The organism is Gillisella taibaishanensis, from assembly GCF_001938985.1.
GTDB classification, from domain to species: Bacteria; Pseudomonadota; Alphaproteobacteria; order Rhizobiales; family Rhizobiaceae; genus Allorhizobium; species Allorhizobium taibaishanense.
The window spans coordinates 726991-751795 of sequence record NZ_MKIN01000021.1 but is presented as its reverse complement, the minus strand read 5'-3'; the positions used below and the strand labels follow the sequence as shown (position 1 = coordinate 751795).

The following is a 24805-nucleotide window of genomic DNA, read 5'->3' as shown; positions in this document are numbered from 1 at the left end:
GACACGGTTGAGGGGTGCAGCGGGAACGGCGGAGAAGAAGTTCGGTTCCCTGCTATTGGCACAAGCAAGCTATCGTTTGCCGGCGTGGACCGTCGCTGATCTGCAGCCATTGATGTAGACTGGTATGGTGGCTTCGATATTTCGACCGCCAGGAATTGATGGAGCAGGCACGCTAAAGCAATCGGAGGTTCAAAAACCGCACAGCACTAGGGATTTCAGTTTTAGCTATAATGCTATGGAAAAGTTGTGCGAGGTGTGATGTGTTCTGGAGCCGGTCTGTCACTCCCGATCCGGCCAATTGCTATTCTCGAGACATCCACCGGAACCCGCCATGCTCTCATCCGCAATCGCCAGATCACTGGCCCGTCGCAATATCTATTACGGTTGGGTCGTCGTTGCCGCGACCTTTCTAACTATGCTGGTGACGGCAGGGGCGATGGGCGCCCCCGGAGTGCTGATCAAACCGCTTCAGGACGAATTTGGCTGGCAAACCTCGCAAATCTCCTCGGCGCTTGCCGTGCGCCTGCTGCTGTTTGGCCTGATGGGGCCATTTGCGGCTGCGTTCATGAATTATTTCGGCGTCCGCAAGGTGATCGTTTTCGCCCTGATCCTGATTTCCAGCGGCTTCATCGGCTCGCTGTTCATGAAAGAGGTCTGGCAGCTTCTGCTGCTCTGGGGCATCGTCGTCGGCCTGGGAACCGGACTGACGGCGATGGTGCTCGCCGCCACCATTTCGGCCCGCTGGTTCACCAAACATCGTGGTCTCGTGGTCGGCATGCTGTCGGCAAGTTCGGCCACGGGCCAATTGGTGTTTCTGCCTGTCATGGCGCAATTGACGCAGAATTACGGATGGCGCACCACCGTCGGCTTCGTCTGCATGATGATCCTCGTTGCCGCCATCGTGGTATTGGCTTTGATGCGCGACCGTCCTGCCGATCTCGGCCTTGCGGCTTTGGGGGAAGATCAGATAGCTCCTGCGCCGTTGCAGAGGGGCGGCCTGTCGGCAATGCTGCGCACCCCTATTTCGGTCTTGCGCGAAGTGTCGAAAACCTCGACCTTCTGGATCTTGTTTTCGACTTTCTTCATTTGCGGATTGAGCACCAATGGTTTGATCCAGACCCATTTCGTCACGCTGTGCGGCGATTTCGGTATTCTGCCGGTTGCGGCAGCAAGCGTGCTTGCCGTCATGGGCATTTTCGATTTCTTCGGCACGATCGGCTCTGGTTGGCTGTCGGACCGATTCGACAATCGCTGGCTGCTCTTTTGGTATTACGGTCTGCGCGGTCTATCCCTTCTCTTCCTGCCTTTCAGCGATTTCACCTTCTACGGACTGTCGATTTTCGCTGTCTTCTATGGCCTGGATTGGATCGCCACCGTGCCGCCTACGGTCAAGATCGCCGCCGACCGCTTCGGCCGTGAAAAAGCCGGCATCGTCTTCGGTTGGGTTTTCACCGGGCATCAACTCGGAGCGGCAACGGCGGCCTATGGCGCTGGCCTGTCACGCACCGAGCTGCAGAGCTATCTGCCGGCCTTTTTCATCGCCGGCGGCTTCTGCCTGCTCGCGTCGATCCTGGCGATCAGCCTGGAAAAGACACGCCGCATGACCCCGGCGTCGGCGCACTGAAGCCTGTGATCCCGTCTCCTGGGCGGCCTTGGCATCAAGAGGTGATGTAATCGGGATATTCGGCGCTGATGATTTCGATGATCGACAGCGTGCCGGAGAGATGCTTGCGAAGTGCGGATGCCGCAGCGTCCGGCTTGCCTGACGCAATGGCGTCGATGATCGCCTGGTGGTCGTCAAGCACGGTCTGCATCTTGCCGGGCATCGGCAGGTTCAGCCGCCGCAACCGGTCGAGATGCACGCTCTGGCGCCGCACACTGGCCCAGAGCCGTAGGATGCCGGTCTTCTCATAAAAGGCCTGATGAAACTCCCGGTCGATGCTGTCGAACTTGTCATAGGTTTCCGGAGAAGCGACCTCCTTCTGGCGCATCAGGATTGCCGAGAGGGTTGCAGCCGTTGCCTCCGGTGCCTCCTCCGTGAGCCGCCGGACCGCTTCAAGCTCGATCGATAACCGGAGAAATTGCGCCTGGCGGGCATGGTCGAGATCGATCTTGGCAACCACGGTCGCATATTGCGGATAGACCTCGACAAGATCTTCTTCCTGCAGCCGCATCAGCGCATCGCGTACGGGTGTCTGGCTGACACCGAATTCCAGCTGCAACGAGGCGCGTGACAGAACCGTGCCGGGCGCCAGATCTACCTTCAAGATCCTGTCGCGCAGGATTTCATGCACCTGCAGGGCCACCTGCCGCGAGCGGTCCAACTGTCCACCCCTGATCATTCCGGTCATTCGTTCACCCATTTCTGCTTGCGGCCCTGTGGCTGTGCAGCCACTGCCACACCGACGAGGAAACCTGTTCCCGCTTTCCCTTGCAAATCTTAAATCATAAAAATAGGATTGATGCACTGATGTTTTAGTGCTTCAATGCAGATGCCTGCTCGGGAGAGAAGCGGGCATGGCCGCATGGCCAAAGATTTCAGGGAGGAAATCATGCGCTTGTTGACTGTCGGCGTGACCGCCATCGCTCTTGCTCTCGGACTGACCTGTCCAGGACGGGCAGAGGAGAAGACCAGCCTGTCCATTACCCGCCAGCCAGGAATTCTCTATCTCGCCAGCCATGTGATGGAGACGCAGAAGCTGATCGAGAAGCAGGCGGAAGCCGAGGGGCTGAAGGGCGTCACCGTCGAATGGCGCACGTTCAGCGGCGGCGGTGCCCAGACCGATGCGCTGCTGGCCGGCAATGTCGATGTCGTCAACACCGGCACCGGCAATCTCCTGCTGCTGTGGGACCGCACCCGCGGCAAGGTAAAGGGCATCATCACGAGTTCGGCGCAGCCGGTCATCATGGTGTCTAACGATCCGCGCATCCAGTCGCTGAAGGATATCAAGGATGGCGACAAGATCGCCGTGCCGACGGTTGGCGTGTCCACCCAGGCCATTCTTTTGCAGATGGCTGCCGCCAAGCTCTATGGCGAAGACCAAGTGAAGAAGTTCGACAAGAACACCGTGCAGCTCGGCCATCCCGATGCCGTTGCGGCGATCGCCAATTCGCAGCACGAGGTGAAGAACCATTTTTCTGCGCCGCCCTTCCAATATATCGAGTTGAAACAGCCAGGCGTTCATAAGGTCGTGGATTCTCGCGACATTATTGGCGGTGCCCTGACGCAGGCGACTTTCTTCACTACGACGACGTTTGCCGATGCCAATCCGAAACTGATCATTGCCCTGCGCAAGGCGACTGAAGAGGCCGTGGCCTTCATCAAGAAAGACCCGAAGGCAGCAGTTGAGGCTTACAAGACGGTCTCCGGCGACAAGACCAGCCTGGATGACCTCATGACCATGATGAAGGAGCCGGGCATGGACGAGTGGCGCACGGACCCGCAGGGCACGATGAAATTCGCCGAGCATCTCCACAAGGTTGGGACGCTCAAGTCGATGCCGAAGGCCTGGACGGACTATTACTTGTCCGACAGCGCTTATCTCAACGGCAATTGATGCCTGTCGGTATCCCGCAGTGGCGTCATTTCGAGATGGAATGAGCGCCACAACCCTTCCTACGGAGTGACGAACATGATGCAGGCAAGCATGGCGGCTGAACGCCCCGCCCCGGCGCCGCAAAAGGCCCCTCTCTTATCCGTCGACCGCGTGACACTGCGCTACAAGACGCCCAATCTACTGATTACCGCCACGGAGGACGTCAGTTTCGACGTGCGTGAATCCGACCGTTTCGTGTTGCTCGGGCCGTCCGGCTGCGGCAAGTCGACCTTGCTGAAGGCTGTCGGCGGTTACCTGACGCCTGTCTCCGGCTCGATCCACATCAATGGCCGTCAGGTCAAGGCGCCGGGGCCGGATCGGATGATGGTGTTTCAGGAATTCGACCAGTTGATGCCCTGGAAAACCGTCCTTGAAAACGTGATGTTCCCACTGCTCGTCGCCCGCAAGTTGGCCAGGCCCGAGGCTGAAAAGCTGGCCCGCTATTATATCGACAAGGTCAAGCTTACCCGCGCCATCGACAGCTACCCGCACACGCTGTCGGGTGGCATGAAACAGCGCGTGGCGATTGCCCGCGGCATGGCGATGCAGCCGGATATCCTTTTGATGGACGAGCCCTTTGCCGCACTCGATGCGCTGACCCGGCGCCAGATGCAGGACGAATTGCTGCAGCTCTGGGAAGACACCAAGTTCACGGTGATTTTCGTGACCCACTCGATTGCAGAGGCGATCAAGATCTCCAACCGTATCCTGTTGTTGTCGCCGCATCCCGGACGGGTGAAAGCCGAGGTCATTGACGTCGACAAGGTCAATCACGCGGATGGCAGCGCTGCGGCCCTGGAGCGCGATATTCACAATCTGCTGTTTTCCAACGAGCCCGGTCACAAGGAATAGAACCATGCTGTCGCCCAACATCATCCTTGCCGGCGATGTCGAGACATCGAGGCCCTATGACAATGTCAAGCCAGTCGAGCAGAAGCTCAGTGTCTTCGAAACCCTCTGGGGTATCGGCGCGCTGCGCAAGGCGCTGCTGATCCTTGTTCTCGCCACCATCTGGCAGGTCTATGCCAGCTATCTCGACAATCCTCTGCTGTTTCCGACTTTGAGCGATACGCTGACGACGCTGGTGGACCGGTTTGCCGATGGCACGCTGCCCGCCCGGATCTGGACGACGCTGCAAGTGCTGTTCATGGGCTATATCATCGGTACCGTGCTTGCCGCGCTGCTGACGGTGCTCGCGATCAACACCCGCATCGGCACCGATTTCCTTGAGACGATGACGGCGATGTTCAACCCGTTGCCGGCGATTTCGCTTCTGCCGCTGGCGTTGATCTGGTTTGGCCTCGGTGCGTCGAGCCTAGTCTTCGTGCTGGTTCATTCCGTGCTCTGGGCCGTCGCGCTCAACACCCATTCCGGCTTTCTCGGCGTATCCCGCACCCTGCGCATGGTCGGCGCCAATTATGGTCTGACCGGCATTTCCTACGTGCTGCGCATTCTCGTACCTGCTGCCTTTCCGTCGATCCTAACCGGCTTGAAGATCGGCTGGGCCTTTGCATGGCGCACGCTGATTGCCGCCGAACTGGTGTTCGGCGTCTCCTCCGGCCAGGGCGGGCTTGGCTGGTTCATCTTCGAAAACCGCAACCTGCTCGATATACCCGCGGTGTTTGCCGGGCTGCTGACCGTCATCATCATCGGCCTCATTGTCGAAAACCTGGTGTTTCAGACCCTTGAGCGCCACACCATCCAGAAATGGGGCATGAAGGAATAGCTCTTTCACTATCTCTTGCCGCCCCAGCATAAGGTCAGATCCATGACAACAAAAAAGACCCCCGAAACGTTGCGCAGTGCGCGCTGGTTTGCCCCTGACGACCTGCGCAGCTTCGGCCACCGTTCCCGGATGATGCAGCTCGGTTATGGCGAGGAGGATTTCCGTGACAAGCCGGTTATCGGCATCCTCGATACCTGGTCCGAGCTCAACACCTGCCACGCGCATTTCAAGGAGCGGGTGCAGGATGTGAAGCGCGGCGTCAGCCAGGCCGGCGGCTTCCCGGTGCAGATGCCGTCGCTGTCCGTCGATGAAAGCTTCACCAAGCCGACCTCGATGCTCTATCGCAACATGCTGGCGATGGAGACGGAAGAAATGATCCGCTCGCATCCGCTCGACGGCGTCGTGCTGATGGGCGGCTGTGACAAGACCACGCCGGGCCTGGTGATGGGGGCGATTTCCGCAGGCGTTCCTGTCATCTACCTGCCCGCCGGGCCGATGCTGCGCGGCAATTATGCCGGCAAGATTCTGGGCTCCGGCTCCGATGCCTGGAAATACTGGGACGAACGGCGCGCTGGCAACATATCCGACGAGGAATGGCTGGGCGTGCAAGGCGGCATCGCCCGTTCCGCCGGCACCTGCATGACCATGGGCACCGCCTCGACCATGACGGCGATTGCCGACGCCATGGGCCTGACGCTGCCGGGTGCTTCCTCAATCCCTGCGGTCGACGCAAACCACCAGCGTATGGCGGCTGCCTGCGGTCGACGGATCGTCGAGATGGTCTGGGAAGACCTGGGGCCGGACCAGATCGTGACCGATGCCGCCTGCCGCAACGCGGCCATCGTTGCCATGGCCACAGGCTGTTCCACCAATGCAGTCGTGCATCTGATCGCCATGGCGCGCCGCGCTGGCGTCAACCTCACGCTTGATGATCTCGATGCGCTGGGCCGGGTAACGCCGCTGATTGCCAATGTCCGTCCCTCCGGCAAGGACTACCTGATGGAGGACTTCTTCTATGCCGGCGGGCTCAGGGCGCTGATGAAGCAGCTCGACCAGCGGCTGGACCTCTCTGTCATGACCGTGACCGGCAAGACCATGGGCGAGAACCTCGAGGGTGCGGAGGTCTATAACGACGATGTCATCCGTCCGCTGTCCAACCCTGTTTATCACGAGGGTTCGCTGGCCGTGCTGCGCGGCAATCTCTGCCCTAACGGTGCCGTGATCAAGCCGGCCGCCTGCGATCCGAAATACCACACCCATCAGGGACCGGCCCTGGTGTTCGACAGCTATCCCGACATGAAGAAGGCCATCGACGACGAAGACCTCGATGTCACGCCGGATCATGTCCTCGTCCTGCGCAATGCCGGCCCCTTGGGCGGGCCGGGCTTTCCCGAATGGGGCATGCTGCCGATCCCGAAGGCACTGATCAAACAGGGCCACCGCGACATGCTCAGGATTTCCGATGCCCGGATGTCCGGCACGTCCTACGGCGCCTGCGTGCTGCATGTATCGCCTGAAAGCTATATCGGTGGGCCGCTGGCGCTGCTGAAGACCGGCGATATCGTCCGTCTCGATTTGCCGAACCGCCGGCTCGACATGCTGGTCGACGAAGCGGAACTCGCCCGCCGCAAGCAGGAATGGGTTGCGCCCGAGCCAAGGTTCCAGCGCGGCTATGGCTGGATGTTTTCCCGTCATGTCACCCAGGCCGACCAGGGCTGCGACTTCGATTTCCTCGAGACCGACTTCGGCAAAGCCGCTGGCGAACCGGATATCTATTGAGATCCATCAGAGTTTTTAGAGAAGGATAGATCATGGCAGACTATGTTCTGAGTGACGCAACCCGCGCCAAATATAAGAAAATCTCGACGGCCTCGATTGCCACGGCGCTGTATAAGCGCGGGCTGCGCAACCAGTTCATCCAGGGCGTGGTGCCGGTTGCTCCGAAATCCGAGACCATGGTTGGTCAGGCCTTTACCCTGCGCTACATCGTGGCGCGTGAAGATCGCAACCCGATCACCGTGTTCCGTGACCCAAGCCATCCGCAGCGGGTTGCCATGGAAACCTGCCCACCCGGCCATGTGCTGGTCATGGATGCCCGCAAGGACGCCCGCGCCGCCACGGCCGGCTCCATCCTGATCACACGGCTGGCGCTACGCGGGGCGGCCGGCGTCGTCTCTGACGGTGGCTTTCGCGATGCCGAAGGCATCGGCGCCCTCGACATGCCCGCCTACTACGCTCGGCCGTCCGCGCCGACCAACCTGACCCATCACGAGGCGATCGACATCAACGTGCCGATCTCATGCGGCGATGTCGCGGTGTTTCCGGGTGACTTGCTGGTTGGCGACAAGGACGGCGTCATGGTCATTCCGGCGCATCTTGCCGAGGAACTGGCGGATGAATGCTCGGCCATGGAAAGCTACGAGGATTTCGTGCTGGAACAGGTCAAAGCCGGAGAGGCGATCATCGGACTTTATCCCTGCACCAAGGACGAGTACCAGCAGAAATACGAGCAATGGCGGCAGAAGAACGGTCGCTGAAAGGCAACCTGGAATACCGGATGATTACAAGGCCGCTCCAATTGGAGCGGCCTTGCTTGCTTTAATGCGTTCCTGCTCAAACCCTACTTTAGAGCGCTGGTGAAATAGGCCAGTGCCTCATCCTCTGAGACGACATCTGCGTATTTGGCGTTCATGTCGAACAGGTTGGCCTCATGCGGCGCCGGATGGCGATCGCCGCAGGCCTCGCGCACGACAGCCGTTGTGAAACCATGCGACATGGAATCGACGCAGGTTGCCCTGACGCAGCCACTGGTCGTCAGACCTGTGAGCACGACGGTATCGATGCCCATGGCGGTGAGGGTGGAGGCGAGCGACGTGCCGAAAAACGCGGAGGGATATTGCTTGGAGACGACGATATCCTTGGGGACCGGAACCAGGCCATCGGCGAATTCGGCAGTTTTCTCGCCTTTTACGAAGCAGGCCAGCGGTTTGGCCTTTTCAAAGAAGCGGCCGCCATTGCGACCTCCCGGCTGATAGGTCACTTCCGTCAAGACAACGGGGATGTCAGCCTTATGGGCTGCCTCGCGCAGACGCAGTGCTGAGGCAAGCGCGGCCTCAACGCCGGCATAGAGAATGCAATCGGGATCGAAATAAGCCTTGGCGAAGTCGATCAGCACCAGCGCAGGGCGTTTGCCGAAGCCGACCCTGTTGCTGTAGGCGGCACGGTAGTTATCACCAAGATCCTGATCCAAAGCCGTCCCCATTGTGTTACTCCCGCTCTGATTTTAAATTTCCGCGTAGCGCCGCTCGAACTCCCAGACATCTTCAAAGCCCAGCAACGTGTTGAATTCGGCAAAGGAATAGAGGTCGATCTCCGGCGAGGTAATGCCGTTGTCCTTGAGGTCGCGATAGGCTGCCGAAAGGGCGGCTCCGGCGCTGAGGAAGCCGACCGCTGGGTGAATGGCCACGGCATAGCCGATCTCCTGCAGACGCTGTGCCGAGAGGAGTGGCGTGCGGCCGCCATTGACCATATTGGCAAACAGCGGTGCATCGATACGTGCCGAAATTGCCTGCATTTCCGCTTCGCTTTCCGGCGATTCCACGAAGAGTATATCCGCGCCTGCCTCGGCATAGGCTTGCGCGCGGCGCAGCGCCTCATCGAGGCCGAGGCTTGTGCGGGCATCGGTGCGGGCGATGATCAGGAAGTCGGCGCTGGAACGGCTGTCGCAGGCGACCTTGATCTTGCGCACCATATCCTCGAGCGGAATGACGCGGCGGTTCGGCGTGTGTCCGCATTTCTTCGGAAATTCCTGGTCCTCGATCTGGATTGCGGTTACGCCCGCCGTCTCATAGCCGCGCACCGTATGGCGGATGTTGAGCAGACCACCATAGCCAGTATCGGCATCGGCAATCACGGGCGTCTTGGTCATTTTGACGATTTGCGCGATGCGCTCGAGCATGTCGCGGTAGGTGGCAAGGCCCGCATCCGGCAGGCCGAGATAGGAGGCGACGGTGCCGTAACCGGTGACGTAAAGTGCCTTGAAGCCGCTTTGATCGGCAATCAGCGCCGAGATGAGGTCGAATACGCCAGGGGCAAGAATGAATTCTTTTCGTTCAAGCGCCTGTCTCAGCTTGGGGTCAGCCATGGTTTCCTCCTGTTTTGTCGGCTTTTTGGGTGCGGGCAGCATAGGGAGGTCCATCCCTGTTGCAAGCCGGACCGGGCATGCGTCAGCTCACCGGGCAGGACCCGACGGCTGGTTTCGATGATGGTGGGTCAAGGATTGATAGAGCATGCCGAGTTCCAGGCAGCGATAATCAGCTCCCGGCGGTCCGGCGATCTGGATGCCGGTCGGCAATCCCTGTCTTCCGAGGCCGGAAGGCAGCATCAGGGCGGGAAAGCCGAGGAAGTCGAAGATCATGGTGTTGCGGGAAATCACCTCCTGGAAGGGGAGGGCTTCTCCATCCACATCGACCGATAGCGTCTCCAGCGATCCGGCCTCGCCGCCAACCCCTGGAGTGACGATCAGATCGACCGTCTCGAACAGCGCCAGAAACTGCCGTTGGGCGGTAGCGCGCTTTTGCAGGGCCTCACCGTAATCTCTGGCCGAAATTGCCATGCCCTGCTTGAGGCGAATGAGCAGCCCGGGATCGAACCGCTCGGCTTGATCGATGTTGCGGGCCTGCAGGCTTGCCAGTTCCGACAGCAGGATCGTCCACCCGGCCGCGTGCATGCTTGCGATGTCGATGGGCGGCAGGTCGATCAATTCGTATCCTTGCGATTCCAGAACGCCAAGGGCTGTCCGCCAGTTCTCAAGCACGCGGGTATCGACCCGCTCCGTGAACCAGTTGCCGGGAATGCCGAGACGCAAACCCCTTGGCGATGTCTGAGCAGGGTGCACGCCTGATCTTGCCGTCATGAACGGCAAGACATGCGCCACATCGCGGGCACTGCGCGCCATCGGCCCCACGTGATCAAGCGTCCAGGAGAGCGGCGCAACGCCGGCTCGAGAGACGAGATCGTGAGTCGGCTTCAGCCCCGTCGTGCCGCACCAGCAGGAGGGGACGCGGATCGAGCCGCCCGTATCGGTCCCAAGCGCCAGCGGCATGAGCCGGGCAGCAAGTGCTGCCCCTGATCCGGTGGAGGAGCCGCCAGTCCAGCGGCTTGGGTCCCAGGGATTGGTGACCGCGCCAAAGCGCGGGTTGTGCGGACCGCCGCAGGCAAATTCCGTCGTGGCCAGCATAGCAAGCGGTATGGCGCCTGCCGAGCGCAGTCGCGCCACCACCTCGGCATCGGCGGGGGCAATGCGGTCGCCGGTCAGAAGCGAGCCGCAGCTGGTCATCGTGCCAGCGACGTCGATGATATCCTTGATGCCGAACAACATGCCTTCCAGCGGACGAGCAGTGCCCTCGCGCCACCGTCTGTCGCTTTCGGCGAGACTTTCGGCAATGCCGTTTGTGAGCCGCAGCACAGCCTCCTTGCCTGCCCGGCTGATGGCGATGGCATGCGTCAATGCGTCGAATGCATCTGACGGTGTCAGGCTGCCGGCGGCATAGGCGGCGAGCAGGTCTAACACGCCAGCATCAAGGATGGATACGCTGAGGACTTGTGCAGTGGGTGAGGCTGGAACGGGGAAGCTGGCTCTTGCGAGCCTAGCCTCCATCATGTCCTTGGATGTGCTCGGATCGACCAGTTCCAGCGGATCGATCCAGGCACTCGCATGGCTTGCCTTCGAAGCATCCACAGGGACTATTCCGCCGCCATCGCGTTGAGCTGGCTACGGCAGGCCATGAGCGGCTGGATATGCTGGCCGAACTGATCGAGACCTATGAGGAAGTCATCGAAGGTCAGCATGATGCCTTTGGTTCCTGGGACCGCAGCAACCTCATCCAGCATGCGGGCGACCTTGGCATAGGAGCCGACCAGCGTGCCCATGTTGAAATTGACAGCACCCTCGGGAAGATTGATATGGCGGCCAGTGGAGCTGGCGTCGGCGGTCGCGTCCTTGCTGCCCTGATCCGCCATCCATGCTAGCGCGTCAACATCGGCGCCGGAGCGGTAGCTTTCCCATTTCGCCTCGGCTTTCTCGTCCGTTTCGTCCGCGATCACCATGAACAGCACATAGGAGCCCACATCGCGACCGCTCTTTGCTGAAGCCTCCAGCAGCCGCTCGTTGCCCGGCGCATAGGCCGTTGGCGTGTTGATGCCTGTGCCCATGACGAAGTTGTAATCGGCGTAGTCGGCGGCAAATTTCATGCCGCGTGGGCTTTGGCCGGCCGCAACGATCTCGATCTTGTGCTCCGGCATCGGCTTCATGTGGCAATCCTTCATGGTGAAGTACTTGCCTTCCAAGGTGCAGGAGCCGCTCTCCCAGAGTGATTTCATGACTTGTACGTATTCGGTCGAGTAATCGTAGCGGTAGCCGAAATAATCGTCGCCCGGCCAGATGCCCATCTGGTCATATTCCGCCATCTGCCAGCCGGAGACGATGTTGACGCCGAACCTGCCCGGCGCGATAGTATCGATGGTTGTAGCCATGCGCGCCACGATGGCCGGTGGCATGGTGAGTACGGCAGTCGAGGCAAACAGCTTGATACGCGTGGTGACGGCGGCAAGGCTCGCCATCAGCGTGAAGGACTCCAGATTGTAGTCCCAAAACTCCGTCTGGCCGCCGAAGCCGCGCAGCTTGATCATCGAGAGCGCGAAGTCGAGCCCGTAGCTCTCGGCCTTTTGCACGACTTCCTTATTGAGTTCGAAGCTTGGCTTGTACTGCGGCGCTGCCGTCGAGATCAGCCAGCCATTGTTACCGATGGGAATGAAGACTCCGATATCCATTGCGGTTCCCCTTTTGCCGGTTTTAAACCTGATCGAATTTTGTATGTACGAACTTATGCAAAAAACCTTCCGGCTGTCCAGACTAAATTTGTCTTAAAATTAGGCTTGAATAATTTTTGGGCAAATCGCCGAAAAGCGTGCCTGGCCCGTGGCGCAAATCCTGCGCAAATGCCGAAAGCGGCAGCGTTTTGACGGAAAAGATCAGTTTTCGGCGCGCAGCGTCGTCGTGTAGGTGAAGCGGTCGGCGGGCAGAATCTGGAAGGCGTATTCTATCAACCGTCGGCCGCTTGCGTAGTAGCGCCGCGTGACCTGGAGGGCGAGATCGCCCTCCTTGCAGCCGATCCGGTCGGCGATTTCGGCAGTTAGTGCAACAGGCTTGATGTCCTGCTGGATCTCATGGATCATCTCGCCGGTATATTCCTCGATCAGGTGAAAAATCGCAGATTTTGCCACATCGACGTCCTTCACTGCCGGAGCGAGGCGGGCGTCGACATAGACTTCGTTCCAGGAAAAGGTCTTTTGCCTGCCTGCGGTATAGCGCACGCCGGTCATGTGCAGAAAGCGACGGCCCGCCCGGCAGCCAAGCTCCACGGCTAGTCGGCCCTGGGCGGCAATTTCCTGCTTGTGGGAGATCACGAATTCCGTCTTGCTCGCCACCTCGAATAGTTCGGAGCGCGAGTGGGCGATGAAGTGTCGACGGGCGACGTCCATCCCGGCCTCGACCCTTGTGCCCACGCCTTTCCTGGCAGACAGTCGGCCGCCGGACCGCAGGGTCGCAATCGCCTGGCGCACGGTCTGGCGGCTGACGCCGAGGGCTGCGGCAAGCTCGTTTTCGGTGGGCAAAAGTGAGCCGACGGGGAACTCGCCGCTGCGGATGCGCGCTTCCAGATGATGGGCGACCTGAAGATAGAGCGGCGCGGTGGCGAGCTCTGGCCGCCATTGCATTTCGCTTGCCTCTGCCTCGTCTGCTTGCGGCTGCCCGTCGATCGCTGTCATGCCCAGATCCATTCGATTGCCCCTATCAACAGGTTTTCCGCAAGAGAATCAAACAGTTTCCGGCAAGGCCACGCTTGAAGCCGGGATATTGCGCGGTCTGCTGAAATCAGTTAGTACGGACAAATACTCAATTTATCCAGGCAATCCAAGGTTTCCAGCATGTCGGACATTCTTGCCGGAGAGCGGCGTCTTGCGCCGGTGTCCTCGCTTTCGCAAACGCTTGCCGTGGCAACGCTCATTCAGGTGGTTGCCACCGCAAGCGTGCTGGCGTTGACGGCCATCGCGCCGACAGTAGCGGGCGACATGCAGATCGGTGCCCACTGGATCGGCTACCAGATCAGCCTAATCTACACGTCAGGCATGCTGTCTTCTGCGGTGGCGGGAAGCCTGGTGCAACGCTATGGTCCGGTCAGGGTCGAGCATGTGGCGCTGAGTTGCGTAGCGCTCGGCTTTGCAGGGATTGCCACGGGCCTGGTGCCTGTCATGTTGCTGGCCTCGCTTTCAATCGGTCTCGGCTATGGGTTGAACAATCCGGCCTCTTCGGAAATGCTGAGCCGTGTGACCCCGCAGAACCGGCGCAATATCGTTTTCTCGCTCAAGCAGGCGGGAGTTCCTCTGGGCGGTCTCTGTGCAAGCTTCGCCTTTCCCTATCTGACGGCGCATTTCGGTTGGCATGAAGCCTTGCTGCTGGGCGCGCTTGCGCCGCTCGTCACGATGGGTCTGCTTGCCTTCATCCATCCGGCTGAGCCGAAGCATACGGCAAAGCCCGCCTCTTTAGGGCGCGGCTTTCGCGAGGAGCAATCGATCATCTGGAAAAGCAGGCCGCTGCGCACGCTGAGTGGGTTGGGTTTCGCCTATTCCGCCATGCAGCTTTCGGCTTCGGCCTTTGCTGTGGTGGCGCTGGTGCATGATGCCGGCTGGTCGCTTTTAGCGGCTGGCGCGGTCGCGGCCGGCATGCAATGCGCCGGTGCCTTCGGACGTGTGTTCTGGGGCGTCGTCGCAGACCGTCTCGGCGGTGGCCTGCTAACGCTCTCGCTGCTCGGTCTGTTGGGAGGTTCGGGTTTTGCCGGTCTCTATTGGCTGAACGATCTGCCCACGATCCTGCAGGCTGGCCTTTTCGTGCTGATCGGCTCAGTCACCATTGGCTGGAACGGCGTTCTCCTGGCGGAGGTTGCGCATCATGCGCCGGAGGCGCGGGTTGGTGCAATCACCGGCGGCGCCCTGGTTTACACCTTCATCGGGGTCATCGTCGGTCCCTCCAGCTTTGCCGCGCTCTATGCGCTAACCGGCCATTATGGCGCGAGCTTCCTCGTGTTCTCAGTGTTCGGATTTGCTGGAATGGTGGCGGCCTGGCGAGCGCATCGCCTGCAGTCTTAACGGCTCTACACGCTTTCCATGTACGGACATACCGATCGCAGCCTTTGCGTCGCAATAGAGTGTTTGGACGGTTATTGCTCGGGCTCAGCTCGTGGTCCCGTAATTCCCATGAGCTAAGCGGAAGTCTCGGATGATCAGGTCTTGCGCAATTGCGGGAGAGTGAATTCAGCAATTGATTAAAGAATAGGCGGCGTAAAAATTTAGGCAAAATTCCGTTGACGGACTTTCGTTTATGTCCGTACATTGTCTCCAATAAATGCCGATGAAACATCATGGGTGATAATGAAGGGGACTGTCGATGATGCGCCAATTTCTGCTGACGTCAGTGCTAACAGGTGCGGCCATTCTGTCTTTCACGGGATCAGGGCAGGCCGGACCGATGGAGGATGCCAAGGCTATCGTCGCCTCCCATCAGGTGATGCCGGTGTTTTCGCCGCCCGGCGAGGCTTTCGACGCCAAGTCCTGTATGGCGGGCAAAAAGGTCCTCTCCATCCCGATTACCATGACCATCCCTTTCAATGTCGAATTGCAGAAGGGCATGGCCGCCGCGGCCAAGGAAGTAGGGTTCACCTACACCACCTGGGACAATCAGTTGAAGGTCGACCAGTGGATCCAGGGCGTCTCGCAGGCCATCAGCCAGAAATACGATGTGCTTGATGTGGCTGGCGGCCTTAATCCTGAAGTGCTCGGTCCGCAGCTTTCGGAAGCGCGGGCGGCGGGTCTGAAAATCAGCACGACCCATCTCTATGACGTCACGCAAGAGCCATTCAAGGGTATCGATTACGCCTCCAAGGTCGATTTCACCGAGGCGGGCCGGCTGCTGGCGGCCTGGGCCTATGTGAAGACCGGCGGCAAGCCAAATGTGCTGATCGTCGGCTCCTCGGACGTGCTGCCGTCGACGCCCTTCGTCAAGTCGATCCAGGCAGAGTTGAAGACGCTTTGCCCGGAATGCAAGCAGAAGCATCTGGATGTCCCGGTCTCTGAATGGGCGACAAAGATCCAGTCTGGCGTGCAATCGGCAGTACTGGCCGATTCCTCCATCAATTTCGTCCTGCCGATCTATGATTCCATGGCGCAATTCGTGGTTCCGGCGCTGCGCATCACCGGTTCGGAAGGCACGGTGAAGATTGCCAGCTTTAATGGCACTCCCTTCGTGCTGGATATGGTTCGCGAAGGTCATGTGCAGATGGATATCGGCGAAAGCCTCGGCTGGGCCGGCTATGCGGCGGTCGACAATATCATGCGGATGATGTGCGGCTTGCCGTCGGCATCGAAGCTGAACGTGCCGCTGCTGATCTTCGACGAGAACAATATCAAGACGGCAGGCATCCCGGCCAATTTCAACGATGGCTACGGCGATGCCCATCTCGAAGGTTTCCGCAAGCTGTGGAAGCTGAAATAGCCCTTCAGGATCACATGCGAAGAGTCGTTGAAACGATCCTTCGCATTCCACTTTCGAATATCGCAAGCGCTTGGCGCATTTGAGATATCGAAATCCTTTCAAGGCGAGGACGCGCTAGTATCTTCGAGCCTTGGCATTAGAGGAGCCCGCCATGTCTGAGAATGCCGTGCTTCACATGAAAAATATCCGCATGCGCTTCGGGAGCCATCAGGCGCTGAAGGGGGTGTCGCTGTCAGTAAAGCGCGGCGAGGTGTTTGGCCTGCTTGGTCAGAACGGATCTGGCAAATCGACACTGATCAAGGTGCTTGCCGGCTTCTACCAGCCCGAGCCGAGCAGCGAGGTCGTGCTCTGGGGCCAAACCATGCCGCTGCCGCTCAACCAGATGGACATCAAGAAGCGTGGCGTCGCTTTCGTCCATCAGCATCTCGGGTTGATCGGATCGCTGACGGTGTTGGAAAACATGCGCGTTACCGCCCTTCAAGCCCGCACGCCCTGGTTCGTCAATTGGCGGCGAGAAGCGCGGCAGGTGGCCGCATTGTTTGCCGATTTCCGTCTCTCGATCGATCCCTTCGCGACCATTGCCTCGCTCTCGCCAGTCGAGCGCGCATTCGTGGCCATTGTCCGCGCCTTCGAAGATTTGAAGGCCTCCGATGCCGGGCATGGCGGCGAGGGTATTCTCGTGCTGGACGAGCCGACGCCGTTTTTGTCGGCCGAGGATGTCGGTCGTCTCTTCACGCTGATCCGCTCAATTGTGGCGCGTGGTGCGTCCGTGGTCATCGTCACCCATGATATCGACGAGGTGCGTGAAATCACCGACCGGGTGGCCGTGCTGAGGGATGGCGAACTGGTCGACATTCTCGACACTGGCGCAAGCGGTCGGCAAGCCATTCTTGACACCATCGTCGGCAGCCGGATCGAGGCCTTCGCCAAGAGCCGGGAAACCGTATCGCGTCCTGCGGCCGTGACGGTCCGAGACTTCACGGCAGGGCGTGCGAAACCCTTCGACATCAGCATCGCCGAAGGCGAAGTGCTTGGCGTAACAGGGCTGATTGGTTCCGGCTTCGCGAACCTTCCCTATGCGCTGTTCGGCGCAGCCAAGGCCTCGGGCCGGATGGTCATGGAAGGCCAGCAGATTGATCTTAACCGGCTGACGCCGGCCAAGGCACAGGCGCTTGGTATTGCGCTTCTACCGGGAGACCGGTTGGGGGCGGCAGGCGTTGGCAGCCTGTCGATCACCGACAACATCACCTTGCCGGTTCTGGATCAGCATCGGCGTACCTATGGCCTCGACCGCGGGGGCATGATGCGGCAGGCGGCCTTGCTTTCGGAACTGCACGATGTGCGCCCGCGCCGTCCGGCACTGCCGCTCGCAGCCCTCTCGGGCGGCAACCAGCAAAAGGTGCTGCTTGCCAAATGGTTGCAGACCAAACCCCGGCTGCTGCTGCTGGACGAGCCGACCCAGGGCGTGGATTTCGGCGCTCGCCAGCAGATCTTTCTGGCGCTGGATCAGGCGGCGCGGGCAGGCACTGCCATTCTCTGTGCCTCCACCGACAATGAACAGCTCGAACAGATCGCCGACCGCATTCTCGTCTTTGCCCGAGGACGACCGGTCATCGAGTTGAAGGGGGCAGAGATCAGCCGCAAGGCGATAACCGAAGCTTGTTTCTACAGCGAAAGCCAAACCGCGGAGGCCGCAGAATGACGACGATCGATGTGTCCGCCAAACCTGTCAAAACAAAGAGCCTGCCCCGTTTCGCCTTGAAGCAGGAGGGCGAGCGGTTTGCGCTGGTCGGCGCCTGGCTGCTGCTGATCGTGATTTTCGGCATTCTTATGCCGGATTCCTTTCTCAGCTGGCGCAATTTTTCCACCATGTTCGGGTCGCAGGCCGTGCTTGTCGTGCTGACGCTCGGCATTATCATTCCTCTCACGTCGGGCGATTTCGACCTGTCGGGAGCCTCGACGCTGACCATGAGCACTATGCTGATCGGCGTGCTGAATGCCCGCGAAGGCTGGCCGCTGGCGCCGACTCTCGTGATTGCGCTGGCCGCCGGAGTGATTATCGGCGCGGTCAATGCCTTCTTCGTCCTTTATTTCCGCATCCATTCGCTGATCGTCACGCTTGGCGTCGGCACCTTCGTCAATGGCCTGATTTTGTGGATCAGCAATTCTCAGACCATATCAGGTGTGTCGATGTCCCTGGTGGAATCGGTGATCATCAACCGGCTCTTTGGTATTCCGCTCGCCTTTTTCTATGCGCTGATCCTCGCCGCCGTGATCTGGTACGCGCTGGAATATACGATTGCCGGGCGCAGACTGCTCTTCGTCGGGCGCGGGCGCGAGGTGTCTCGCCTCAATGGCATTGCGGTGGATAAAGTACGGGCTATTTCCTTCATCCTGTCTGGCCTGATCGCCGCTTTGGCCGGGATTTTCTATGCCGGCATGACGGGCTCCGCCGACCCACTTTCGGGGCTGAACCTGCTTTTGCCGGCTTTTGCAGCGGCCTTCCTCGGGGCTACCACGATCTCTCCGGGCCGGTTCAACGCCTTTGGGGCGGTGATCAGCGTCTATTTCCTGGTGACCGGCATCACTGGGCTCACCATGCTGGGAGCCGATGCTTATGTGCAAAACCTGTTCTATGGCGGCGCTCTCGTCATCGCCGTGGCGCTGAGCCAGCTTGTGCGCAATCGCCAGCCGCAGGAGTTCAGCTGATGACGGTGCGAGAGGACTTGGCAGAACTTTTGGCCCGCGCCTTCTGGAGCCGTTCCGTCACCGAAGCGGAGCGGCTTGCCATGCAAGCCGAGATCGCGCGGGATGCCCGTGCCATCGGCATCCATTCCTACGGTCGCGACGGTGGGCTGTTTTCGGTGGAGCCCTCACATTTCCAAGGGCTGATGCTGCGGGAGATCAAAGGTGAGCCTTGACCATCCCAAAAGCCTGAGACAGGCCGCAGAGGCGATCCGTAGCGGCGTGATTTCGTCGCAGGAGATGACCCTTGCGGCGCTGTCGCGAGCCAAAGCCAGTCGGTCTCGCCTCAATGCCTTCATCGATATCGATGAAGAACATGCGCTTGCCTGCGCAAAGGCCGCGGACGACATGCGGACCTCGGACGCGAGCTTAGGGCCGCTGCACGGTGTGCCTCTGGCCCACAAGGACATGTTTGACGGCGAGGGGCGCCTCACCGGCTGTGGTTCGCTGATCCGGGCCGGGCACCGCGCCAAGACGACGTCAACGGTCCTTGCACGTCTTGGAACGGCTGGAAGTTTCTCGATTGGACGCCTCAACATGTCGGAATTCGCCATGGGGCCGACGGGGCATAACCACCATCATGGCCGCGTCTTAAATCCGATCGATCCGGACCGGATCACCGGCGGCTCCTCCAGCGGCTCCGGCTCGGCAGTTGGGGCAGGGGTGGTGCTGGCGGCCTTGGGGTCCGATACTGGCGGCTCCATCCGGATACCGGCAGCCTGCTGCGGCACAGTGGGTATTAAGCCGACGCAAGGCCGCGTCAGCCGCCATGGCGCCATGCCGCTGTCCTTCTCCCAGGATTGCATCGGCCCTCTGGCAGGCAGTGTCGAGGATGCCTGGCTGATCCTGTCGCTGATCAGCGGCCCCGATGGTCTTGACCCGACCTGTCTCGATGCGCCGCTGCGACCGTTGCTGGACAATATCGAAGGCGTCAGGATCGGACTTGCCAAGGGTCTGTTCCAGCAAACCCTGTCTGACGATGTCGGAGAGGCTGTGCAAACTGTGGGGCGGCTTTTGGATCGGGATGGGGTGCAGGTGGCAGACGCACCCTTTGCGGATCTGGAGGCCGTAACGGAACTCGCCAATGCCGTGGCGATGACCGAGGCGGCGGCTGTGCATTTCGACAGCATGCGGGACGCGCCTGATCAATTCGGGTCGCAAGTTCGCATGCGCCTGTCGCAGGGGCTTGCCATTCCCGGACCGCTCTATGTCCGGGCTCTACAAATCCGTTCGGTTATGTTGGCGCGCTTTCTGGAGGAAAGTTTTGGCGCCTGCGACGTGCTGATCCTGCCGACCATGCCCTTTATCGCGCCGCTTGACCGGGACGTCGATGTCGGTGCCGGCAGTCGGATGAACGAGGTCATCAGCGCCATGACCGCGCTGACCCGGCCGTTTTCCTATCTCGGCCTGCCTGTGGTGACGGTGCCGGTGGCCGCAAGCCGCGAAGGCCTGCCCATTGCGCTTCAGCTGGTTGCGCGTCCCTGGCGGGAGGATCTGGCTGCTTCGGTGGCCCGGCATCTTGAACGGGCATTGGCACTTTCCCGGTTCACCGCCAAAGCCGCCACCTGACCAATATGATGAGAAGGAGTTGAGCAATGAATGCAATCCAGCCCCATTTCCAGCCCGGCGACCAGGTGGTTGACCGAGACCTGTTCCGAAATGCCATGGCCAGTGTCGGTGCGGCCGTGCACATCGTAACGACCGATGGCGTTGCCGGACGCGCAGGCTTTGCCGCCACGGCTATGTGCAGTGTCAGCGATACGCCGCCGACGCTGCTCGTCTGCCTCAACCGCTCCAGTTCGGTCTATGATGCCTTCCGGAGCAATGGTGTGCTGACGGTCAATACGCTGAACCCGTCGCATGTTAATCTGTCAGGGCTGTTTGGCGGCAAGACGCCCATGGAAGACCGCTTCGCCGGGGCCGACTGGTTAGAGGGCGTGACGGGCGCGCCGGCACTTGCAGATGCTATCGCCTCCTTCGACTGCATCATCGACAGCCATGTCGCATCGGGAACCCACGATGTCTTGCTGTGTCGGGTACTGATGGTTCGCCAGGGCGAGGCGGGCGATGGTTTGGCCTATCACCAGCGCCGCTACCACCGGCTGGGTCAGACGTCTTTGCTGGACGGCTGACCGATTTGCTTTCTTTCCGGATAGAGGCGACCGCGGCAAGTTTGACGCGAGCGGCATTTGGACTGAAACACAACAACCTCGCTATCTTTTATGATTGCTGTGGATGCACCGCGCGGTCGTAGATAGCGAGGACACCTTCGACTGATGCCAGCAATGTCTCTTCGGCGGTAGATCCTGCTTTGGTGTGCTCTCCAAAGAACTGGTGCAGCAAAGGCTCGGGGATCACCTGTCCATCAAGCGCCGAAAGCAGTGCCTGCACGGCAGATGTCGCTTCTGGCCGGTTCCAGTAATAGCGAATGCGGTCACTGTAGCTGTAGTGGCGCTGAAGGCGCACGGATTGGGTATCGCCGTGATAATGGCCTTGCCAATCCGTTGGGTGGTCGAGCATCAGCCGCTCCATCGCCGCCGCAAGTGGTCGTGTCCCGTAGGATGGGATCAGGTCCGAAGCGATCATATCAAGAGCGTAAAGGGCTTCTCGATAGGCAAATGTCAGGCCGGGGCCGACCTTGAGGATTGGAAAACCGTCGCTGACGAGGTCGCTGAGAGCTTGCTGCGTCTGATAGTCCGTCGAATGCGCCTCGAATACCAGGCCAGGGTGATCGTTCAGTACCAGCGACAGCGCCCGGGCTTTCGACCGGTCATACTGCATCACATTCTGGCTGCCGAACTCCACACCGGGCTGCACGACGAAGGCGATGACGCGTTCGAATGCTGCCTCCAGCCCCGCAGCAGCGAAGATGTCGCGGTGAATGGCAATGGTAGCTTTTGCGGCGTCGGGCGAGGTCGGCTCGACGCTATCGAGCACATGATCGGCCCCGCCGGGCACGGGCACTTCGGTTCCGAGCACATAGACCGGCGGCGGAAGCCCTGCTGCCTTTGAGGCAGCTTCCGCCACTTCGCAGAGGTCGGCGGCCCGGTTGGCAATTGTTTGGTCATCCAGGGCGGCCGGTTCGCCGGAGCAACCCATGGACGTGTCGAGATGGATCTTGCTGAACCCGGCGGTCACATAGGCTTTGACCATATCCCGGGCCTTTGCCAATGCGGTTTCCGGTTTCTCTTTCCGCCAGGGATTGGGGCCGAGATGATCGCCGCCGAAGATGATGAGGCTGGGCTCCAGCTTCTCTTCCACTGCAATCGTGTTCACAAGGTTCACGAAATCAGCTGGCGTCATGCCGGTATAACCACCGAGATGATTGACCTGATTGCAGGTCGCCTCGATCAGAACGTGCTGCCGGGTTGTCGATGCCCGCCGCAGGGCGGCGCGGATGACGTTAGGATGGGCCGAACATACCGAGGTGATGCCAAGAGGCGTGCCGTTGCGGCGTGCCGTGGCCAGTTCCAGCAGATGGCTGCTCATGTCAGGTCTCCGATCCAGTTTCTCTGATAAAGGCGTCCAGTTCGGCAAAGCTCGAAGCACCTTCCATCGGCCCTTGCCGGGTGACGGTGCGGGCGCCGGCGGCATTGGCATAGCGCAGCGCGTCTTCGGGTGATTTTCCAAGGCGGCGGCAGGTCAGATAGGTCGCTCCGAAACAATCTCCCGCACCTGTCGGGTCCACTTCCTTCACCGCAAAAGCCGGACTGTCCAGCCGACCGTCTTTTGCGAAATAGGAGGAGCCGAGTGCGCCGCGCTTGAGCACGATTTCGGAAATGCCAAGGGAGAGCAGAGCCCCGATGGAGGCCTCCTCTCCCTTAATGCCAGAGGCCACTTCCAACTCCTCGCCCGAAGGAAGTAGAAGATCGGTAACGGCAAGGATCTCGCGCATCTGTTCGCGCGCCTGACCATGCTCTGCGATCAGTTCCTTTCGAACATTGGGGTCGAAGGACACGCTGCCACCTCGCGATTTCACGTCAGCAACCGCGTCCGTCAGAATCTGTCCGATACCCGTGATTGCAAAGGCGGATCCCATCACATGGACGTGGCCGGCACGCGAAATCAGCTGCCGCGCCGCATCCGTCATGCGGATCTGCCCTGAGGCGGACTTCGCGATGTTGAACACGAAGTCACGCGCGCCGTCCGGGCGGTAGCGGACGAAGGCTGTTCCTGTCGGCATATCAGGAAGGACATCTATGGCGGATATGTCTGCCCCGTCGCGTCTCAATCGCTCGATATTGAGCGTGCCGAAATCGTCGGCGCCGACGGCGGAAATGATGCCGGCGCTGCCACCGAGTTTGGCGACTTGGTCAATAAAGATCGCCGGAGCGCCGCTCGGAAATGGCCCGAGCAGAGGAAGCGGCTCAAGAAAGCCCGTCCCGACCGATGTCGCCATGATCTCGACAAGGATCTCGCCGGCGGTGATCGTTGGCCCGAGCCTCTCCGGAGCAAGGACGGATGGGTTTTTCATGGCTCCTCCAAACACTTACACCACCGAGGGCTTTTTGCCTGCGCTTGCTGATGAATAGAAATGCACAGCCGCCACGTCAATATAAATTTTCGCGTGTAAATTTTATAAGCGCTGCAACAAGGGCAGCGCCTCATTGAATTCCAATCGATTTAGCGCTCAAAATCCTACATTCTCCATTTTATCCCTCTATCTTTGCTGCTATGCGGCATTCAGGCCGTCAAATGGAGTGCTTGACAAGGCGCTGAGCCATCGTAATAAAAGTTTACGCATGTAAGCTTTATGCGTTTTCGCACTCGCCAATGGAGGAGATTGATATGAGTGTAAGGCCTAGCATCCTTTTGTCGTCCGTGGTCGGCTTTGGCCTGCTTGCAGGAATGGCGCATGCCGAGGACATCACGATCGCGACCGTCAACAATGGCGACATGATCATCATGCAGAAGCTCTCCAAGCAGTGGGAGCAGCAGACCGGCAACAAGATCAAGTGGGTCGTTCTGGAGGAGAACGTGCTGCGCGAGAAGTTGACGACGGATATTGCCACGAAGAGTGGTCAGTTCGACATCATGACGATCGGCGGTTATGAGGCACCGATCTGGGGCAAGTCCGGATGGTTGCGCCAGATGGACGACCTCGGCGACGACTATGATTACGGTGACCTGCTCGATCCGATCAAGGCGGGCCTGACTGTCAATGGAAAGCTCTATGCGGTGCCGTTCTACACCGAAAGCTCCTTCACCCTTTACCGCAAGGATCTTTTCGACGCCGCCGGCATCAAGATGCCCGACCAGCCGACCTATGACCAAATCAAGGACTATGCGGCCAAACTGACGGACAAGGCCAAGAGCCAGTACGGCCTTTGCCTGCGCGGCAAGCCGGGTTGGGGCGAGAACATGGCCTTCCTTGGCACCATGGTGAATACCTATGGCGGCCGCTGGTTCGATATGGACTGGAAACCGCAACTCACCACCGAGCCGTGGAAAAAGGCAGTCACCGATTACGTCGACCTGATGAAGAAATATGGCCCACCTGGTGTGACGTCGAACGGCTTCAACGAAAACCAGACGCTGTTTGCCTCGGGCAAATGTGCCATGTGGATCGACGCCACCTCGGCAGCGGGCCGCGTCTACGATCCCAAGCAGAGCAAGGTTGCCGACAAGGTTGCCTTCACCCGGTCTCCCGTTGCCGTGACGCCTGCGGGTTCTAGCTGGTCCTGGTCGTGGAACCTGGCAATCCCGGCAACGACGAAGAAGGCTGAAACCGCCAAATCCTTCGTCAAATGGGCGACCTCCAAGGATTATGTAAAGCTTGTCGGCCAGACGGAAGGCTGGGTTTCCATTCCGCCCGGCACCCGCAAATCCACCTACGCGCTTGCCGAATACCAGAAGGCGGCGCCGTTTGCCGATACGGTGCTGAAGGCCATCATGTCTGCTGATCCGTCCAAGCCCACCAAGGATCCTGTGCCCTATACCGGCGTGCAGTTCGTGGCCATTCCGGAGTTCCAGGGCATCGGCACCTTCGTCGGCCAGCAGATCAGTGCCGCTCTGGCCGGTCAAAAGTCTGTCGACGCCGCCCTTGAGGCCTCGCAGAAGCAGGTGACGCGCGACATGACCCGCGCCCATTACATCAAGTAGCGCTTCAGCCTGCCGCTCAGCACGTTCAGG

Annotated in this window: 22 protein-coding genes; 14 read left to right on the top strand and 8 right to left on the bottom strand. The window is 60.0% G+C overall.

What is annotated here, in order from left to right; genetic code table 11:
- Positions 1-331: 331 nt before the first annotated feature.
- On the top strand, positions 332-1624 hold the full coding sequence (locus tag BJF91_RS10525) for an MFS transporter (protein ID WP_075614408.1): 1293 nt from the start codon (positions 332-334) through the stop codon (positions 1622-1624).
- A 34-nt stretch (positions 1625-1658) separates the two neighbouring features.
- Here BJF91_RS10525 and BJF91_RS10520 read toward each other — a convergent pair whose 3' ends face one another.
- Positions 1659-2351 (bottom strand): GntR family transcriptional regulator, encoded by a 693-nt coding sequence (locus BJF91_RS10520; RefSeq protein WP_075614407.1) that lies wholly within the window; start codon positions 2349-2351, stop codon positions 1659-1661.
- Between the two features lie 201 nt (positions 2352-2552).
- Between BJF91_RS10520 and BJF91_RS10515 the strand changes: the two genes are divergently transcribed.
- The 5 genes from BJF91_RS10515 to BJF91_RS10495 all read left to right on the top strand — a co-directional run bounded on the left by BJF91_RS10515 (position 2553) and on the right by BJF91_RS10495 (position 7859).
- Complete coding sequence (locus tag BJF91_RS10515) at positions 2553-3557, top strand: ABC transporter substrate-binding protein (RefSeq protein WP_075614592.1); 1005 nt, start codon at positions 2553-2555, stop codon at positions 3555-3557.
- A 75-nt stretch (positions 3558-3632) separates the two neighbouring features.
- Complete coding sequence (locus BJF91_RS10510; protein ID WP_075614406.1) at positions 3633-4448, top strand: ABC transporter ATP-binding protein; 816 nt, start codon at positions 3633-3635, stop codon at positions 4446-4448.
- Between the two features lie 4 nt (positions 4449-4452).
- Positions 4453-5322, top strand: coding sequence for an ABC transporter permease (locus BJF91_RS10505; protein WP_075614405.1), 870 nt, complete (start codon positions 4453-4455; stop codon positions 5320-5322).
- Between the two features lie 42 nt (positions 5323-5364).
- The gene (gene araD / locus BJF91_RS10500) at positions 5365-7101 is read left to right on the top strand and encodes an L-arabinonate dehydratase (RefSeq protein ID WP_075614404.1); all 1737 of its coding nucleotides are present in this window, start codon (positions 5365-5367) and stop codon (positions 7099-7101) included.
- A gap of 32 nt (positions 7102-7133) precedes the next feature.
- Positions 7134-7859, top strand: coding sequence for a ribonuclease activity regulator RraA (locus tag BJF91_RS10495; protein ID WP_075614403.1), 726 nt, complete (start codon positions 7134-7136; stop codon positions 7857-7859).
- 83 nt (positions 7860-7942) lie between these two features.
- Here the strand turns inward: BJF91_RS10495 and BJF91_RS10490 are convergent, their stop codons facing one another.
- From BJF91_RS10490 to BJF91_RS10470, 5 genes are all read right to left on the bottom strand, one after another.
- Positions 7943-8584, bottom strand: a complete 642-nt coding sequence (locus BJF91_RS10490; protein ID WP_075614402.1) for an isochorismatase family protein — start codon at positions 8582-8584, stop codon at positions 7943-7945.
- Between the two features lie 21 nt (positions 8585-8605).
- The gene (locus BJF91_RS10485; RefSeq protein ID WP_075614591.1) at positions 8606-9466 is read right to left on the bottom strand and encodes an isocitrate lyase/PEP mutase family protein; all 861 of its coding nucleotides are present in this window, start codon (positions 9464-9466) and stop codon (positions 8606-8608) included.
- 87 nt (positions 9467-9553) lie between these two features.
- Entirely contained in the window at positions 9554-11062 is a 1509-nt protein-coding gene (locus BJF91_RS10480) for an amidase (protein ID WP_083943255.1), read from the bottom strand.
- 5 nt (positions 11063-11067) lie between these two features.
- On the bottom strand, positions 11068-12153 hold the full coding sequence (gene rutA / locus BJF91_RS10475) for a pyrimidine utilization protein A (RefSeq protein ID WP_075614401.1): 1086 nt from the start codon (positions 12151-12153) through the stop codon (positions 11068-11070).
- 201 nt (positions 12154-12354) lie between these two features.
- Positions 12355-13149: a GntR family transcriptional regulator gene (locus BJF91_RS10470; RefSeq protein ID WP_162843850.1), complete on the bottom strand. Its 795-nt coding sequence runs from the start codon at positions 13147-13149 to the stop codon at positions 12355-12357.
- Between the two features lie 159 nt (positions 13150-13308).
- On the opposite strand from BJF91_RS10470, the gene BJF91_RS10465 reads away from it, so the two are divergent.
- The 7 genes from BJF91_RS10465 to BJF91_RS10435 all read left to right on the top strand — a co-directional run bounded on the left by BJF91_RS10465 (position 13309) and on the right by BJF91_RS10435 (position 20805).
- Positions 13309-14526 carry an MFS transporter gene (locus BJF91_RS10465; protein ID WP_075614399.1) on the top strand — a complete coding sequence of 406 codons (1218 nt, stop codon included), beginning with the start codon at positions 13309-13311 and terminating at the stop codon, positions 14524-14526.
- Positions 14527-14824: 298 nt separating this feature from the next.
- Entirely contained in the window at positions 14825-15928 is a 1104-nt protein-coding gene (locus tag BJF91_RS10460) for a sugar ABC transporter substrate-binding protein (RefSeq protein WP_083943254.1), read from the top strand.
- Positions 15929-16079: 151 nt separating this feature from the next.
- Entirely contained in the window at positions 16080-17630 is a 1551-nt protein-coding gene (locus tag BJF91_RS10455) for a sugar ABC transporter ATP-binding protein (protein ID WP_075614398.1), read from the top strand.
- Positions 17627-18637 (top strand): ABC transporter permease, encoded by a 1011-nt coding sequence (locus BJF91_RS10450; RefSeq protein ID WP_075614397.1) that lies wholly within the window; start codon positions 17627-17629, stop codon positions 18635-18637. The genes BJF91_RS10455 and BJF91_RS10450 overlap by 4 nt, the downstream gene beginning before the upstream one ends.
- Entirely contained in the window at positions 18637-18849 is a 213-nt protein-coding gene (locus tag BJF91_RS10445; RefSeq protein WP_075614396.1) for a hypothetical protein, read from the top strand. Before BJF91_RS10450 ends, BJF91_RS10445 begins: the two co-directional genes overlap by 1 nt.
- Positions 18839-20242: an amidase gene (locus BJF91_RS10440; protein ID WP_075614395.1), complete on the top strand. Its 1404-nt coding sequence runs from the start codon at positions 18839-18841 to the stop codon at positions 20240-20242. The genes BJF91_RS10445 and BJF91_RS10440 overlap by 11 nt, the downstream gene beginning before the upstream one ends.
- Positions 20243-20268: 26 nt before the next feature.
- The gene (locus tag BJF91_RS10435) at positions 20269-20805 is read left to right on the top strand and encodes a flavin reductase (protein WP_075614394.1); all 537 of its coding nucleotides are present in this window, start codon (positions 20269-20271) and stop codon (positions 20803-20805) included.
- A gap of 88 nt (positions 20806-20893) precedes the next feature.
- Here BJF91_RS10435 and BJF91_RS10430 read toward each other — a convergent pair whose 3' ends face one another.
- Together BJF91_RS10430 and BJF91_RS10425 are read right to left on the bottom strand one after the other, a co-directional pair.
- Positions 20894-22162: a D-tagatose-bisphosphate aldolase, class II, non-catalytic subunit gene (locus BJF91_RS10430; protein WP_075614393.1), complete on the bottom strand. Its 1269-nt coding sequence runs from the start codon at positions 22160-22162 to the stop codon at positions 20894-20896.
- Position 22163: 1 nt separating this feature from the next.
- Complete coding sequence (locus BJF91_RS10425) at positions 22164-23147, bottom strand: tagatose kinase (RefSeq protein WP_075614392.1); 984 nt, start codon at positions 23145-23147, stop codon at positions 22164-22166.
- 314 nt (positions 23148-23461) lie between these two features.
- Between BJF91_RS10425 and BJF91_RS10420 the strand changes: the two genes are divergently transcribed.
- Entirely contained in the window at positions 23462-24775 is a 1314-nt protein-coding gene (locus BJF91_RS10420; RefSeq protein ID WP_075614391.1) for an ABC transporter substrate-binding protein, read from the top strand.
- The last annotated feature ends 30 nt before the right edge of the window (positions 24776-24805 follow it).

Bases quoted from the DNA above. Each gene is read 5' to 3' on its own strand.
- BJF91_RS10445 (WP_075614396.1), top strand. From the start codon at position 18,637: ATGACGGTGCGAGAGGACTTGGCAGAACTTTTGGCCCGCGCCTTCTGG.
- BJF91_RS10520 (WP_075614407.1), bottom strand. From the start codon at position 2,351: ATGACCGGAATGATCAGGGGTGGACAGTTGGACCGCTCGCGGCAGGTG.
- BJF91_RS10430 (WP_075614393.1), bottom strand. From the start codon at position 22,162: ATGAGCAGCCATCTGCTGGAACTGGCCACGGCACGCCGCAACGGCACG.
- BJF91_RS10420 (WP_075614391.1), top strand. From the start codon at position 23,462: ATGAGTGTAAGGCCTAGCATCCTTTTGTCGTCCGTGGTCGGCTTTGGC.
- BJF91_RS10450 (WP_075614397.1), top strand. From the start codon at position 17,627: ATGACGACGATCGATGTGTCCGCCAAACCTGTCAAAACAAAGAGCCTG.
- BJF91_RS10495 (WP_075614403.1), top strand. From the start codon at position 7,134: ATGGCAGACTATGTTCTGAGTGACGCAACCCGCGCCAAATATAAGAAA.
- BJF91_RS10485 (WP_075614591.1), bottom strand. From the start codon at position 9,466: ATGGCTGACCCCAAGCTGAGACAGGCGCTTGAACGAAAAGAATTCATT.
- BJF91_RS10460 (WP_083943254.1), top strand. From the start codon at position 14,825: ATGATGCGCCAATTTCTGCTGACGTCAGTGCTAACAGGTGCGGCCATT.
- BJF91_RS10470 (WP_162843850.1), bottom strand. From the start codon at position 13,149: ATGACAGCGATCGACGGGCAGCCGCAAGCAGACGAGGCAGAGGCAAGC.
- BJF91_RS10525 (WP_075614408.1), top strand. From the start codon at position 332: ATGCTCTCATCCGCAATCGCCAGATCACTGGCCCGTCGCAATATCTAT.
- BJF91_RS10425 (WP_075614392.1), bottom strand. From the start codon at position 23,147: ATGAAAAACCCATCCGTCCTTGCTCCGGAGAGGCTCGGGCCAACGATC.
- BJF91_RS10435 (WP_075614394.1), top strand. From the start codon at position 20,269: ATGAATGCAATCCAGCCCCATTTCCAGCCCGGCGACCAGGTGGTTGAC.
- BJF91_RS10455 (WP_075614398.1), top strand. From the start codon at position 16,080: ATGTCTGAGAATGCCGTGCTTCACATGAAAAATATCCGCATGCGCTTC.
- BJF91_RS10515 (WP_075614592.1), top strand. From the start codon at position 2,553: ATGCGCTTGTTGACTGTCGGCGTGACCGCCATCGCTCTTGCTCTCGGA.
- BJF91_RS10505 (WP_075614405.1), top strand. From the start codon at position 4,453: ATGCTGTCGCCCAACATCATCCTTGCCGGCGATGTCGAGACATCGAGG.
- BJF91_RS10465 (WP_075614399.1), top strand. From the start codon at position 13,309: ATGTCGGACATTCTTGCCGGAGAGCGGCGTCTTGCGCCGGTGTCCTCG.
- BJF91_RS10510 (WP_075614406.1), top strand. From the start codon at position 3,633: ATGATGCAGGCAAGCATGGCGGCTGAACGCCCCGCCCCGGCGCCGCAA.
- rutA (WP_075614401.1), bottom strand. From the start codon at position 12,153: ATGGATATCGGAGTCTTCATTCCCATCGGTAACAATGGCTGGCTGATC.
- BJF91_RS10490 (WP_075614402.1), bottom strand. From the start codon at position 8,584: ATGGGGACGGCTTTGGATCAGGATCTTGGTGATAACTACCGTGCCGCC.
- araD (WP_075614404.1), top strand. From the start codon at position 5,365: ATGACAACAAAAAAGACCCCCGAAACGTTGCGCAGTGCGCGCTGGTTT.